13 protein-coding genes are annotated in these 13,723 nt (G+C 68.8%); 8 read left to right on the forward strand and 5 right to left on the reverse strand.

Features of this window, described 5'->3' with window-relative positions; translation table 11 throughout:
* The first annotated feature begins 154 nt into the window (after positions 1 to 154).
* A complete protein-coding gene (locus G6N60_RS16215; RefSeq protein ID WP_163739203.1) occupies positions 155 to 1,003 on the forward strand; it encodes a DUF4436 family protein in 849 nt (282 codons plus the stop codon).
* A 10-nt stretch (positions 1,004 to 1,013) separates the two neighbouring features.
* Here G6N60_RS16215 and G6N60_RS16220 read toward each other — a convergent pair whose 3' ends face one another.
* From G6N60_RS16220 to infC, 4 genes are read right to left on the reverse strand one after another with little or no spacing between them, the layout of a single operon-like run.
* Positions 1,014 to 1,760, reverse strand: a complete 747-nt coding sequence (locus G6N60_RS16220; RefSeq protein ID WP_163739205.1) for a TrmH family RNA methyltransferase — start codon at positions 1,758 to 1,760, stop codon at positions 1,014 to 1,016.
* 32 nt (positions 1,761 to 1,792) lie between these two features.
* A complete protein-coding gene (gene rplT / locus G6N60_RS16225; protein ID WP_163739207.1) occupies positions 1,793 to 2,182 on the reverse strand; it encodes a 50S ribosomal protein L20 in 390 nt (129 codons plus the stop codon).
* Between the two features lie 52 nt (positions 2,183 to 2,234).
* Entirely contained in the window at positions 2,235 to 2,429 is a 195-nt protein-coding gene (rpmI, locus tag G6N60_RS16230; RefSeq protein ID WP_163739209.1) for a 50S ribosomal protein L35, read from the reverse strand.
* Positions 2,430 to 2,452: 23 nt separating this feature from the next.
* Complete coding sequence (infC, locus tag G6N60_RS16235; protein WP_163744055.1) at positions 2,453 to 3,079, reverse strand: translation initiation factor IF-3; 627 nt, start codon at positions 3,077 to 3,079, stop codon at positions 2,453 to 2,455.
* A gap of 248 nt (positions 3,080 to 3,327) precedes the next feature.
* Between infC and G6N60_RS16240 the strand changes: the two genes are divergently transcribed.
* The 7 genes from G6N60_RS16240 (at position 3,328) to G6N60_RS16270 (ending at position 10,773) form a co-directional block, all read left to right on the forward strand.
* Positions 3,328 to 3,663, forward strand: coding sequence for a DUF1844 domain-containing protein (locus G6N60_RS16240; protein WP_163739211.1), 336 nt, complete (start codon positions 3,328 to 3,330; stop codon positions 3,661 to 3,663).
* Between the two features lie 73 nt (positions 3,664 to 3,736).
* On the forward strand, positions 3,737 to 7,051 hold the full coding sequence (gene lysX / locus G6N60_RS16245; RefSeq protein ID WP_163739212.1) for a bifunctional lysylphosphatidylglycerol synthetase/lysine--tRNA ligase LysX: 3,315 nt from the start codon (positions 3,737 to 3,739) through the stop codon (positions 7,049 to 7,051).
* A 98-nt stretch (positions 7,052 to 7,149) separates the two neighbouring features.
* On the forward strand, positions 7,150 to 8,517 hold the full coding sequence (locus G6N60_RS16250) for an alpha/beta hydrolase (RefSeq protein ID WP_163744057.1): 1,368 nt from the start codon (positions 7,150 to 7,152) through the stop codon (positions 8,515 to 8,517).
* Positions 8,518 to 8,657: 140 nt separating this feature from the next.
* Positions 8,658 to 8,897, forward strand: coding sequence for a hypothetical protein (locus G6N60_RS16255; protein ID WP_163744059.1), 240 nt, complete (start codon positions 8,658 to 8,660; stop codon positions 8,895 to 8,897).
* A 2-nt stretch (positions 8,898 to 8,899) separates the two neighbouring features.
* Positions 8,900 to 10,063 carry a winged helix DNA-binding domain-containing protein gene (locus G6N60_RS16260; protein ID WP_163739214.1) on the forward strand — a complete coding sequence of 388 codons (1,164 nt, stop codon included), beginning with the start codon at positions 8,900 to 8,902 and terminating at the stop codon, positions 10,061 to 10,063.
* 87 nt (positions 10,064 to 10,150) lie between these two features.
* Positions 10,151 to 10,372, forward strand: a complete 222-nt coding sequence (gene vapB / locus G6N60_RS16265) for a type II toxin-antitoxin system VapB family antitoxin (protein WP_163739216.1) — start codon at positions 10,151 to 10,153, stop codon at positions 10,370 to 10,372.
* Positions 10,369 to 10,773 carry a PIN domain nuclease gene (locus G6N60_RS16270; RefSeq protein ID WP_163739218.1) on the forward strand — a complete coding sequence of 135 codons (405 nt, stop codon included), beginning with the start codon at positions 10,369 to 10,371 and terminating at the stop codon, positions 10,771 to 10,773. The genes vapB and G6N60_RS16270 overlap by 4 nt, the downstream gene beginning before the upstream one ends.
* A 55-nt stretch (positions 10,774 to 10,828) precedes the next feature.
* On the opposite strand, the gene uvrA is transcribed toward G6N60_RS16270, so the two are convergent.
* Positions 10,829 to 13,720, reverse strand: a complete 2,892-nt coding sequence (gene uvrA, locus G6N60_RS16275) for an excinuclease ABC subunit UvrA (RefSeq protein ID WP_163739220.1) — start codon at positions 13,718 to 13,720, stop codon at positions 10,829 to 10,831.
* Between the last annotated feature and the right edge of the window lie 3 nt (positions 13,721 to 13,723).

Raw genomic sequence — 13,723 nt, forward strand, 5'->3', positions numbered from 1 at the left:
CCCCGCCACCCTAGGCGGTGCACCGACCCCACCCCCGATCCCGGACGGCCGTCCGCGGTCGACACGCCCACCCGGGCCCGGCCGATATTGACGCCCTTTGCTGGTTTGATGCTCAGGTCGAGCGGTTCGACGGTCCGGCACCGAGGAGACCCCCATGGCAGTGACGACCATCCGCGGCAGGACCCGGGCGGTGGTGCTGGTGCTCGCCCTCATCGGGATCTACGTTGCCGTCGTGCTGACCTACGCGCTCGGGGGCCGCAGCGACGCACCCGACGACCGGGCGCCCGCAGCGAACGGCGTGCTGGTGTACCTCGACGTCGATGCCGTGTCGGGAGAGACGTTCTCGCTGCAGACCCGCGTCTCGGTGTATCCGGGGGCAAACCTGCTCGACGCCGAGGGCGACCTTCGGGACGCCCTGAACGTCGAGGTCACCCCCGCCGCGAGCGCGGACTCGCTGACCTTCGAGCGCGGCACCCGCGTGGGTTCGCAGCCCGTCAGCCTGTACGTCGACGGCGACATCCGTCACTGGCCCTTCGACCGGTACCGGGCATCCGACGTGCAGGTGCTGGTGTTCAGCGGCACCGGAGCCGCGCGGAGGGCCGTGCCGGTGCAGGTGGCCGTGACCGACTCGGTGACGTCATGGGCCGTGGACGCGACCTCGACCGACGCCGGCGGCGGGAAGACCGTCGACATCCGCGCCACCCGCACCGACGCGACGATCGGCTTCGGCATCGCGATGTGCGTGGTGCTGTTAGTCCTGCCGGTCTGCACGCTGTTCGTCTCGATCCAGACCCTGCGCCGGCGCAGACAGTTCCTGCCGCCGATCGTGACGTGGTTCGCGGTCACGCTGTTCTCCGTGCTGCCCATCCGCAACCTGTTCCCCGGGTCGCCGCCGATCGGGTCGTGGGTCGACTACACCGTGGTGCTGTGGGTCGTCATGGGCCTGGCCGTCTCGCTCGCGCTGTACATCACCGTCTGGTGGCAGCAGGGGCCCAAGCCGTAGCCCTACGCGGTCAGTCGCGGCGGTGGGCTCGTGAACTCTCGTAGAGGCAGATCGCCGCTGCCGCAGCGACGTTGAGGCTCTCGGCGCTGCCCGACATGGGGATGCGCACCCGGGCGTCGGCGCGCGCGGCGACTTCCGGTGACAGACCGTGGGCCTCCGCGCCGAACAACCAGGCCGTCGGAGTCCGGAGGTCGACGTCGTCGAGGGACCGTTCGCCGTCGAGCGTGGTGGCCAGCACCTGCAGGCCCGCCTCACCGAGCGCGGTGATCAGCGCCGGGACGTCGAGCACCTCGACGACGGGCAGGCCGAAGATGCTGCCGGCGGAAGCTCGCAGGCACTTGCCGTTGTAGGGGTCGACGCCGTGCCCGGCCAGGACGATCGCGTCGGCGCCCATGGCGTCGGCGAGGCGAATGAGCGTTCCGGCATTGCCGGGTTCGGAGGTTTCGACGGCGACGGCGACGAGCCGCGGCCCGGCGCCCAGCACGTCGTCGAGGACGGGCTCGGGGACGGTGCACACGGCGACCAGACCCACCGGAGTGACCGTGTCCGACAACGACTTCGCCGCCTTGTCGGTCACCAGGTGGACCGGCGCGGAACCCAGGAGAGCACCGAAGCGGTCGTGTGCCGACTCGGTCGCGAAGACGTCGGTCACCAGGCCGCGCCGCAGCGCCGCCTCGACGAGGTTGGGCCCCTCGGCGAGAAAGAGCCCGGTACGTCGTCGGCCCGTGGGGCGCAACAGCTTGGCTGCTGCGACCACACGGGCCGAACGTTCGGTCAGGACCTCGGAGCTCAGGCGGCCTCGCCTGCCGGGGCGTTCACGTCGGCGGGCAGAGCAGCCTTCGCGACCTCGACGAGTGCGGTGAACGCCGCCGGATCGCTGATGGCGATCTCGGACAGGTTCTTGCGGTCGACCTCGACGCCGGCGAGCTTGAGCCCTTGGATTAGCCGGTTGTAGGTGATGCCGTTGGCCCGGCCCGCGGCGTTGATCCGCGAGATCCACAGCTTGCGGAAGTCACCCTTGCGGGCCTTGCGGTCTCGGTAGGCGTAGGTCAACGAATGGAGCTGCTGCTCCTTCGCCTTGCGGTAGAGCCGGGACCGCTGGCCGCGGTAGCCCTTCGAAGCCTTCAGTACGGTACGCCGCTTCTTCTGGGCGTTGAGTGCGCGCTTCACGCGTGCCATGGGGGTGTTCCTCTTCTCGTGCGGTCAGGTGGGGCCGGTGAGGGCGTGTCGGTCAGCCGTTGAGCATCTTGTTGATGCGCTTGGTGTCGTTCTCCGCCACCACGGTGCGGCCGTCGAGCCTGCGGGTGCGCTTGGTCGCCTTGTGCTCGAGGAGGTGACGACGACCAGCCTTCTGGCGCACGATCTTTCCGGTTCCAGTGCGGCGGAAGCGCTTCGACGCGCCGCTATGGGTCTTGGCCTTGGGCATGTGTCCTCAGTTCTCGTGGTGGATCAGTTCTGCGATGGATCTGCGGGTGGTTCGCTCGCCGGAGCCGCCGCGGGGGCGGGTGCCGCGCGCTGCGCCTGGGGCGCCGCAGCGTCGTGCGCCGCCCTGGCCTTGGTCTTGGCTCCGCGGTGGGGTGCCAGCACCATCGTCATGTTGCGACCGTCCTGCTTGGCGGACGTCTCGACGAAGCCGTAGTCGGCGACGTCGGCGCCCAGCCGCTGCAGGAGGCGGTAGCCCAACTCGGGTCGCGACTGCTCGCGCCCGCGGAACATGATGGTCACCTTGACCTTCGACCCCGCCTCGAGGAAGCGGACGACGTGACCCTTCTTGGTCTCGTAGTCGTGGTCGTCGATCTTGGGTCGCAGCTTCTGTTCCTTGACGACGGTCTGCTGCTGGTTCTTGCGAGACTCGCGCTCCTTGAGTGCCGTCTCGTACTTGAACTTGCCGTAGTCCATGATCTTGCAGACCGGGGGCTTGGCGTTCGGAGCAACTTCGACGAGGTCGAGATCGGCATCCGCGGCGACGCGGAGTGCATCGTCGATGCGCACTATGCCTACCTGCTCACCATTCGGTCCGATCAAGCGGACTTCAGGTACACGTATGCGCTCGTTGATGCGGGTCTCAGTGCTGATGGGGCCTCCTATGTAGTCTTGGCGGGGCCCACGCCATCAGCGCCCTGCTCCACAGAGCAGAAAGGCCCTGCACGTGCAGGGCCCGATGCCGACCGATCACGACTCACGTCGCCTGCGCGAATACGCAGAACAGACACGTTTCGTGTCTGTGACCGGACCGTTCGACCGAGGTGGTCGACGGTGGGAGCGGGACTCCACTTGCTGTCCTGGCGTACGCCGGGACGGTCGCGCGTGCCAGTCTAGCAGGCATGACCGAGGTTCCTAACATTCGCGAGCTGGCCGAAATTCCCGCCGTCGAGGTCATCACCAGGGCCGCGGTGATGCTGATGAGCGCCGCCGCCGAGAAGCTGGGCCTCTCGGCGGAGGATCCCGAGGACTCTCCGCATCGCGACCTCGACGAGGCCCGCCGGTTGATCACGGCGCTGGCCGGCCTGGTGAAGGCCTCCGCGGAGTACCTGGGTCCGCACGCCGGACCCGTGCGCGACGGGCTGAAGCAATTGCAGCTCGCGTTCCGCGAGGCCTCGGCGTTCCCCGACGAGCCCGGCCAGGGGCCCGGCGAGAAGTACACCGGCCCGGTCTGGTAGCTGTACGACGCGTGTCCGCTGCTGGGAGGCACTCTCAACCATTTCGCGGCGGAAGCGAATATCCTCGCGGCCTATGACGCTGACTACCCCGAAGCAGCATCGATCGTCGACTCTGCACTGGGTCCCCGCCGCTGCCGGCTGGAGCGTCGGCGTCATCGCGACGCTTTCGCTGATCGCCAGCATCTCCCCGCTGGTGCGGTGGCTCATCAAGGTCCCGCGGGAGTGGGTCAACGACTACATCTTCAACTTCCCCGACACCAGCTTCGCCTGGGCGTTCGTGCTCGCCCTGCTCGCCGCGGCGCTGGCGGCCCGCAAGAGCGTCGCGTGGTGGATCCTGGTGCTGTACATGGTCGCGGCGATCGGCTGGAACGTCGGCGACATCTCGACCGGTCCCGCATCGGTCATGGAGGACGTCGGCGAATCCATCGGCCTGGGCTTCCACGTCCTGGCGATCGCCCTGCTGGTGTTCGCCCGCAAGGAGTTCTGGGCGCGGGTGCGCCGCGGCGCGCTGATCAAGGCCGCCGCGACGCTGGCGATCGGCATGACGGTCGGCATCCTCGTCGGGTGGGGCCTGCTCGAGATGTTCCCCGGATCGCTGGACCACGACGAGCGGCTCCCCTACGCCGCCAACCGCGTGGTCGTGTTCGCCGGTCTGGACGCCGACGCCTTCGACGGTCACCATCCGCACGTCTTCGTCAACGCACTGCTCGGACTCTTCGGGGCGCTGGCCCTCATGGTCGCGGCGATCGTGCTGTTCCAGTCGCAGCGGGCCGAGAACGCGCTCACCGGCGAGGACGAGTCCGCCATCCGCGGTCTGCTCGAGCTGTGGGGCAAGAACGACTCCCTCGGCTACTTCGCGACCCGTCGGGACAAGTCGGTCGTATTCGCCCCCAACGGGCGGGCCGCCATCACCTACCGCGTCGAGGTCGGCGTCTGCCTCGCCAGCGGAGACCCGCTGGGCGACCCGCGCGCGTGGCCCGCCGCGATCGGCGCCTGGCTGACCCTGTGCCAGTCCTACGGCTGGGCCCCCGGCGTGATGGGCGCAAGCGCCTCGGCCGCGCAGGCCTTTCGCGAGGCCGGGCTCAACGCCCTCGAACTCGGCGACGAGGCCATCCTGTACCCGGACCGGTTCAAGCTGTCCGGGCCCGACATGAAGCCCGTGCGCCAGGCCGTCACCCGCGCGCGACGCGCCGGATTGACGGTGCGCATCCGCCGCCACCGCGACCTGTCCCCCGAGGAGATGGCGCTGGCGATCCGGCGGGCCGACGACTGGCGCGACACCGAGACCGAACGCGGATTCTCGATGGCCCTCGGGCGGCTCGGCGATCCGGCCGACGGCGACTGCATGCTGGTCGAGGCGGTCGACCAGAGCGACACCGTCGTGGCCATGCTGTCGCTGGTGCCGTGGGGCACCAATGGCGCGTCGCTGGACCTCATGCGTCGTTCTCCCCACTCCCCCAACGGCACCAACGAACTGATGGTCAGCGAGCTCTGCCTGCAGGGCGAGGACATCGGCATCACGCGAATCTCGTTGAACTTCGCCATGTTTCGGTCGGCCTTCGAGGAAGGTGCACAACTCGGCGCGGGTCCGGTCGCGCGGCTGTGGCGGGCACTGCTGGTGTTCTTCTCGCGGTGGTGGCAGTTGGAGACGCTGTACCGCTCCAACATGAAGTACATGCCCGAGTGGGTGCCGCGCTTCGCGTGCTACGAGGACGCCCGCCTCATTCCGAGGGTCGGCATCGCCTCGGTGATCGCCGAGGGCTTCCTGGTGCTGCCGTTCAGTCGCCGCAACAAGCAGGACAGCGGACAGCACACGGGGCAACACATCTCGGCCCCCGCGACCCTGGTCAGCTCCGGCCGACTGCAGCACGACGGGAGCGCCCCCGACCTCACCGGGCTCGAACTCGACAGTCCCCGCGAAGACGTCGTGCAGCGGCTGCCCGAGCAGGTCAGGGTCCGGATGGCGAAGCTGAAGAACCTGCAGGACAAGGGAATCGACGCCTACCCCGTCGGCAAGGCCCCCAGTCACACCGTCGCCCAGGCATTGTCGACCACCGGTGACACCGTGACCGTCGCGGGCCGGGTGCTCCGCCTGCGCGACTACGGCTCGGTGCTCTTCGCCGATCTGCGTGACTGGTCGGCCGAAGTGCAACTCCTGTTCGACAATTCGCGGCTGCGCGACGGCAGCGCCGCCGACGTCACGAAGGCCGTCGATCTCGGCGACCTCGTCGAGGTCACCGGCACCATGGGCACCAGCAAGTCCGGCACCCCCTCGCTGCTGGTGGACGACTGGCGCCTGATCGGCAAGTGCCTGCGCCCGCTGCCCGACAAGTGGAAGGGGCTGACCGACCAGGAGGCACGGGTCCGCACCCGCTACGTCGACCTGGCCATCAACACCGAGTCCCGCGACCTCATCCGAGCACGCAGCCAGGTGCTGCACTCCATTCGAGAGACGTTGTTCGCCAAGGACTTCCTCGAAGTCGAGACGCCGATCCTGCAGCAGATCCACGGGGGCGCCAACGCACGCCCGTTCGTCACCCACATCAACGCCTACGACCTCGCCCTGTATCTGCGGATCGCACCCGAGCTGTACCTCAAGCGGCTGTGCGTGGGCGGTGTCGAGAGGGTCTTCGAACTCGGCCGGGCGTTCCGCAACGAAGGCGTGGACTTCAGCCACAACCCCGAGTTCACGCTCCTGGAGGCCTACCAGGCGCACGCCGACTACAACGTGTGGATCGACGGCTGCCGTGAGCTCATCCAGAATGCGGCGTTGGCCGCCAACGGATCTCACGTCGTGATGCGCCCCCGCGAGGACGGCACCCTCGAACCGGTCGACATCTCCGGTGCGTGGACGGTCAAGACCGTCCACGACGCGGTGTCCGAGGCGCTCGGCGAGCACGTCACCACCTCGACCGACCTGGCGACGCTGCGGCGCTACGCCGACGCGGCGCAGATCCCGTACCAGACGCACTGGGACGAGGGCGCGGTCGTCCTGGAGATGTACGAGCACCTCGTCGAGGACCGCACCGAGAATCCCACGTTCTACAAGGACTTCCCCATCTCCGTCTCGCCCCTGACCCGTCCGCACCGCAGCCTGCCGGGGGTGGCCGAGAGGTGGGATCTGGTGGCGTGGGGCGTCGAGCTGGGGACCGCCTACAGCGAGCTGACCGACCCCGTGGAGCAGCGCCGCCGACTCCAGGAGCAGTCGCTGCTGGCGGCCGGTGGTGACCCCGAGGCGATGGAACTCGACGAGGACTTCCTGCAAGCCATGGAGTATGCGATGCCGCCCACCGGTGGCCTCGGCATGGGCGTCGACCGCGTCGTCATGCTGATCACCGGTCGCAGCATCCGCGAGACGCTGCCGTTCCCCCTGGCGAAGCCGCGTTAAGGGCAAGTTCACAGCCTTCTCCCAGCCACCGCGTCCACCATGTCGTCGTGGAGTCGTGGTGGGACGCCGGAGACCTTCGGCAACAGCATCTCTCGCTGATGCACGGATGGCTGCCGTGGACGGTCCAGATCGTCACGGCCGTCGTCCTCGTGGTCGCCATCGGTTGGCGGACCCGCCGGTGGCGCCTGCTGTGGCTGCCGATCGCCCTCCTCGCGGGCGGTGCGCTGGCGGCCGGATCGGCATGGTTCATCGACTCGCAGGGTCTCGCCGACGACCCGGCTCCCACCATGCTGTGGGTGTGGCTCGTCGTGACCGGCGCGGCCGCCGTGGTCTTCGTCGTGGGGTGGCGCAGTGCCGCGTGGTGGCGCAGGGCGGTGTCGGCGGTCGGCGTGCCGCTGTGCCTGCTGTGCGCGGCACTGGCGGTCAACCTGTGGGTCGGCTACTTCCCCACCGTCGACACCGTCTGGACTCAGGTGACTGCGGGACCGCTGCCCGACCAGACCGATCGCACCGTGGTCACCGCGATGCAGACCAAGCATCAGATCCCTGCCAAGGGTGTCGTAGTCCCGGTCGACATCGGTTCGGCTGCTTCGGGTTTCAAGCACCGCGGTGAATTCGTCTACCTGCCGCCGGCCTGGTTCGCGACCAACCCGGCGCCCCACCTGCCGACGCTGATGATGATCGGCGGCGAGTTCAACACCCCGGCCGACTGGATTCGCATCGGCAACGCGGTCACCACCGCCGACGACTTCGCCGCGGCCAACCGCGGCAACGCCCCCGTCATGGTGTTCGTCGATTCCGGCGGCGCCTTCAACAACGACACCGAATGCGTCAACGGACCCCGCGGCAATGCCGCCGACCACCTGACGAAGGACGTCGTGCCCTTCATGGAGCAGAACTTCGGCGTCAGCGGACTGCGCACCAACTGGGGCATCGTCGGATGGTCGATGGGCGGTACGTGCGCGCTGGATCTGGCCACCATGCACCCCGACGTGTTCAGCACGTTCGAGGACATCGCCGGTGATCGAGCCCCCAACTCGGGCACCAGGCAGCAGACCATCGCCCGGCTCTTCGGCGGGAACGCGACGGCCTACGCGGCGTTCGACCCGGCCAGCGTGATCGCCAAACACGGCCCCTACCAAGGGGTCTACGGATGGTTCGCTATCAACGGGTCCGGGCTGCCGACGGCGACGAACGCCCTCGCGCCGAACGGCACCGGGCTCGGGGGTCAGGACGTCGCCGACCGCGTCGGCGGGCAGTCCGCAGCGGCCTACTCGCTGTGCGGCCTCGGAGCGGCCGACGGCATCGCGTGCGCGGTCATGACGCAGCCGGGCAAGCACGATTGGCCGTTCGCCGAACGCGCGCTCGCCGCGGCGATGCCGTGGCTGGCCGGGCGGATCGGGACCCCCGGCGTTCCCGTCCTGGCGCTTCCCGCACCGCCGCCGGTGACCTCGCGCGTGCAGTAGCGGTGCACCACGTCGTCGAGATTGCGCTGACGGAACGGACGTGCGAGGAGGCGTTCGCGCCAATGCAATCTCGGCGCGGCGCGCTCGGCCGGGAGTAGCGTGGCAGCGTGGCCGAACCCGACGAGATCATCGACGCCGAGATCGCGCCGGATCCGCGTCCGGAGGCGCTGCCGGACACCGGCTACACGCCCGACGGCGTGCCGACGTTCGAGGCCGTCAGGGAGAAGATCGAGACCAGGGTCGGCACCGCGATCGGTGCGACGGAGTTGGCGTCGGAGACGCCCGAGGGCCGACTGGTACAGGAGCAGTACGACGCCCGCCAGCGCGCGGCGGCCGAGCGCCTCGCGCAGATCCGGGCGTCGATGCGCGACGACTCCTAGCAGTGCGCGCGTTCACCGACCAGGAGCGGCGCGATCGTCTGGCCCGCCGCCACCTGCTGGCCGAGCCTGGCAGCGGTTCGATCCGCGAGGTCAGTGGTTCCTTCGTCGGGCTGCACGCCACCGACCCCGCCACGCCGTATCTGTCGCTGTGGGCCCGACTTTCAGATTTCCGGCGCGCCGACCTCGACGCGGCGCTCTACGTGGACAGGTCGGTGGTCAAGCACCTCGCCATGCGGCGCACGCTGTGGGCGTTCGACGCCGACGACCTGCCCGCGGTGCAGGCGGCGGCCAGTGACCGGGTCGCCGCGACCGAACGGGCGCGGTTGACCGCCGACGTGGTCAAGGCCGGCATCACGAGCGACGGCGAGGCCTGGCTAGACAAGGCCACCTCCGCTGTCGTCGCGCATCTCGACCGCCACGGCCCCACCAGCGCCAAGGAGCTGCGCGAGGCGCTACCCGAGCTGGCGGGCACCTATGATCCCGCACCCGGAAAGCCTTATGGCGGAGCCACTTCCATCTCCCCCAGGGTGCTCACGGTGCTGGCGGTACAGGGGCTCGTGGTCCGCGGCCCCAACGAGGGCGGGTGGACGTCGTCGCGCCCGAAGTGGTCCGCGACCGCGCAGTGGCTCGGCCCGGACACCGGTCCGCTCGATCCGGACACGGCAAGGGCCAGCGTGCTCCGGAACTGGCTGCGGACGTTCGGCCCGGCCACCCTCGAGGACGTGAAGTGGTGGTTCGGCAACACCCTGACGTGGGCGCGGGCGGGGCTGCGCGACGTCGGCGCGGTCGAGGTCGACATGGCGGGTACGCCCGGCTGGGTGCTGCCCGACGACCTGGGCCCGGAGCCCGCCTGCGACCGCTGGTGCGCCCTGCTTCCGGGGCTGGACGTGACGACCATGGGCTGGCAGCACCGCGACTGGTACCTCGGACCGCACCGGGCCCACGTCTTCGACCGCAACGGCAACGGCGGCCCGACCGCGTGGTGCGACGGCCGGATCGTCGGCGGGTGGACACAGGACGCCGACGGTCGCGTCGTGCTCCAACTCGTCGAGGAGCTCGACACCGCGGCGTCGAAGGCGTTGGCGCGCAAGGCAACCGAGCTCACCGACTGGCTCGACGGCACGCGGATCGCGGCCCGCTTCCCGTCACCGCTGTCGAAGCGCTAGCGCCTGGCGCTTCCGGCCCGCAGGCGACGACCCCCGGGCTAGGCGCGGCTGGTGATATCATCCGATATCACAGACAAGGAAGTGACGATGAGCGACCTCCTCATAAGGGATGTTCCCGACGATGTCTTGGCGGCTCTCGACAAGCACGCCGTCAGGCTCGGGCTATCCCGAACCGAATACGTCAGACGCCGACTGGCACAGGACGCGCACACGGCAACGGTGAACGTCACGACCGCCGACTGGCGGCGAATCGCCGATGACTTGGCCGATCTCGGCGACGCCGAGGTGATGGGCCAAGCCTGGCGATGAGCGAGACGCTGTGGCTCATCGACAAGTCTGCACTGGTGCGGTTGGCCGAGAGCGCCGACGTCGAGCGTTGGAACAATCGCGTCGAGCGCGGCCTCGTCCACATCAGCACGGTGACCCGGCTCGAGATCGGCTACTCGGCACGCAGCGGCCCCCTCGCCAGACGCAACTTTCGCGAACCACCGCTTTCCGCCATGCCGGTTCAATATCTCACTCCCGCAATCGAAGACCGCGCGCTCGAGGTTCAACTTCTGCTCGCTGACGTCGGCAAGCACCGCGCGCCCTCGATTCCAGACTTGCTGATCGCGGCCACCGCCGAATTGGCCGGTCTGACCGTGCTACACCTGGACAAGGACTTCGACGTCATCAGCGATCTCACGGGTCAAATGACAGAACGCCTTTGACCGACGCTCGTCCGATCGATTACCCGCTTCCGGCCCGCAGGCGACGACCCCCGGGCTAGGCGCTGACCTTGCGCCGCTTCTTGGCACGCACCGGCGACGGCAGCACCTCGGCCAGGAACTGGCCGGTGTAGCTCTCCGCCACGGCCGCCACGTCCTCGGGGGTGCCCGCCGCGACGACGGTGCCACCGCCGCCACCGCCCTCGGGGCCCATGTCGATGATCCAGTCCGAGGTCTTGATGACGTCGAGGTTGTGTTCAATGACGATGACGGTGTTGCCCTTGTCGACCAGACCGTTGATGACCTTCAACAGCTTGCGGATGTCCTCGAAGTGCAGGCCGGTGGTCGGCTCGTCGAGCACGTAGATGGTCCGCCCGGTCGACCGCTTCTGCAGCTCGGCGGCCAGCTTGACGCGCTGCGCCTCACCGCCGGACAGCGTCGGCGCGGGCTGGCCGAGTCGCACATAACCCAGGCCGACGTCGACGAGCGTCTTGAGGTACCGGTGGATCGACGTGATCGGTTCGAAGAACTCCGTCGCCTCCTCGATCGACATGTCGAGGACCTCGGAGATCGTCTTGCCCTTGTAGTGGACTTCGAGCGTCTCGCGGTTGTACCGGGCGCCGTGACACACCTCGCACGGCACGTAGACGTCGGGCAGGAAGTTCATCTCGATCTTGATGGTGCCGTCACCCGAGCACGCCTCGCAGCGACCGCCCTTGACGTTGAACGAGAATCGACCCGGCTGGTAGCCGCGCACCTTGGCCTCGGTGGTCGCCGCGAACAGCGTCCGGATCTTGTCGAAGACGCCGGTGTAGGTCGCCGGGTTGGACCGCGGCGTGCGGCCGATCGGCGACTGGTCGACGCGCACCAGCTTGTCGAGTTGGTCGAGGCCGTTGATGCGCGTGTGCCGACCGGGCACCTGCCGGGCGCCGTTGAGCTTGTTGGCCAGCACCGATGCGAGGATGTCGTTCACCAGCGTCGACTTGCCCGATCCCGACACGCCCGTCACCGAGGTCAGCACGCCGAGGGGGAATGCCACGTCGATCTCGCGCAGGTTGTTCTCCCGGGCCCCCACGACGGTGATCTGACGCTTGCGGTCGACGGGCCTGCGGATCGCCGGAACCTCGATGCTCTCCTTGCCGGAAAGGTAGGCGCCCGTGATGGAGTCGGGGTTGGTGAGCAGATCCTGATAGCTGCCGCTGTGCACGATGAGGCCACCGTGCTCGCCGGCGGCCGGGCCGATGTCGACCACCCAGTCGGCGTGCGCGATGGTGTCGAGGTCGTGTTCGACGACGATCAGCGTGTTGCCCAGGTCGCGCAGCCGCACCAGGGTGTCGATCAGGCGTCGGTTGTCGCGCTGGTGCAGGCCGATCGACGGCTCGTCCAGGACGTACAGCACCCCCGCGAGGCCCGAGCCGATCTGCGTGGCGAGCCGAATGCGCTGCGCCTCACCGCCGGACAGCGTGCCGGCCGCCCGCGACAGCGTCAGGTAGTCCAGCCCGACGTCGAGCAGGAAGCCCAGCCGCGACTGCACCTCCTTGAGCACCTGGCCCGCGATGGCGTGCTCGCGCGTCCCGAGGGTCAGCACGTTGAGGAACTTCGAGCAGTCCGCGATCGACAGGTCGCAGACCTCGGCGATCGACTTCGCGTCGTCCCCCGCCGACAGCGTCACGGCCAGGATCTCCGGCTTCAGCCGGGTGCCCTCGCAGACCGGGCACGGCACGTCGCGCATGAACCCGTCGTAGCGTTCCTTCATCTGCTCGGACTCGGTCTGTTCCATGCGGCGATGCAGGAACGCCATCACGCCTTCGAAATCGGCGTAGTACGAACGGGTTCGGCCGTACCGGTTCTTGTAGCGGACGTGCACCTGCTCGTCGCAGCCCTCGAGGATCGCCTTGCGCGCCTTGCTCGGGAGCTTGCGCCACGGGGTGTCGACGTCGAATCCCAGCGCCTGCCCGAGACCCTCGAGCATCCTGGTGAAGTAGTCGGCGTTGTGGCCCATCGACCACGGCGCGACGGCGCCCTCGGCGAGCGTCAGATCCGGATCCGGCACGACCAGATCGGGGTCGACCTCCTTGCGGATGCCGAGACCCGCGCACTCCGGGCAGGCGCCGTAGGGCGAGTTGAACGAGAACGACCGCGGCTCCAGGTCGTCCACGGCCAGCGGGTGACCGTTGGGGCAGGCGAGCTTCTCGGAGAATCGCTGTTCGCGGTGCGGTGCGCCCTCCTCCACGTCGACGAACTCGAGCACGACGATGCCGTCGGCAAGACCCAGCGCCGTCTCGACCGAGTCGGTGAGCCGCTGCTTGGACGTGGCCTTGACGCTCAGGCGGTCGACGACCACCTCGATGTCGTGCTTCTCCTGCTTCTTCAGCTTGGGCGGATCGGTGAGGGTGTGCACGACGCCGTCGACGCGGACGCGGCTGTACCCCTGCGTGTTCAGCTTCTCGAACAGGTCGACGAACTCGCCCTTGCGGGTCCGCACGACGGGCGCGAGGACCTGGAATCGCAGGCCCTCGTCCATCGCGAGCACCTGGTCCACGATCTGCTGGGGCGTCTGCTTGGCGATGCGCTCACCGCACACCGGACAGTGCGCGGTGCCGGCGCGCGCGTACAGCAGGCGCAGATAGTCGTACACCTCGGTGATGGTGCCGACCGTCGAGCGGGGGTTGCGGTTGGTCGACTTCTGGTCGATCGAGACTGCGGGCGACAGACCCTCGATGAAGTCGACGTCGGGCTTGTCCATCTGACCGAGGAACTGCCGCGCGTAGGCCGACAGCGATTCGACGTAGCGGCGCTGCCCCTCGGCGAAGATGGTGTCGAAGGCCAGCGACGACTTGCCGGACCCCGACAACCCGGTGAACACGATGAGCGCGTCACGCGGCAGGTCGAGGTCGACCCCCCGCAGATTGTGCTCGCGCGCACCCTTGACGATCAGGCGGTCAGCCAACTG

The organism is Mycolicibacterium madagascariense (genome assembly GCF_010729665.1).
Classification (GTDB): Bacteria; Actinomycetota; Actinomycetes; order Mycobacteriales; family Mycobacteriaceae; genus Mycobacterium; species Mycobacterium madagascariense.

Excerpts from the sequence above, each read along its gene's own strand:
- rpmI (WP_163739209.1), bottom strand. The coding sequence starts at position 2,429 with ATGCCCAAGGCCAAGACCCATAGCGGCGCGTCGAAGCGCTTCCGCCGC.
- lysX (WP_163739212.1), top strand. The coding sequence starts at position 3,737 with ATGACGCTGACTACCCCGAAGCAGCATCGATCGTCGACTCTGCACTGG.
- G6N60_RS16250 (WP_163744057.1), top strand. The coding sequence starts at position 7,150 with ATGCACGGATGGCTGCCGTGGACGGTCCAGATCGTCACGGCCGTCGTC.
- G6N60_RS16215 (WP_163739203.1), top strand. The coding sequence starts at position 155 with ATGGCAGTGACGACCATCCGCGGCAGGACCCGGGCGGTGGTGCTGGTG.
- G6N60_RS16240 (WP_163739211.1), top strand. The coding sequence starts at position 3,328 with ATGACCGAGGTTCCTAACATTCGCGAGCTGGCCGAAATTCCCGCCGTC.
- G6N60_RS16270 (WP_163739218.1), top strand. The coding sequence starts at position 10,369 with ATGAGCGAGACGCTGTGGCTCATCGACAAGTCTGCACTGGTGCGGTTG.
- rplT (WP_163739207.1), bottom strand. The coding sequence starts at position 2,182 with ATGGCACGCGTGAAGCGCGCACTCAACGCCCAGAAGAAGCGGCGTACC.
- vapB (WP_163739216.1), top strand. The coding sequence starts at position 10,151 with ATGAGCGACCTCCTCATAAGGGATGTTCCCGACGATGTCTTGGCGGCT.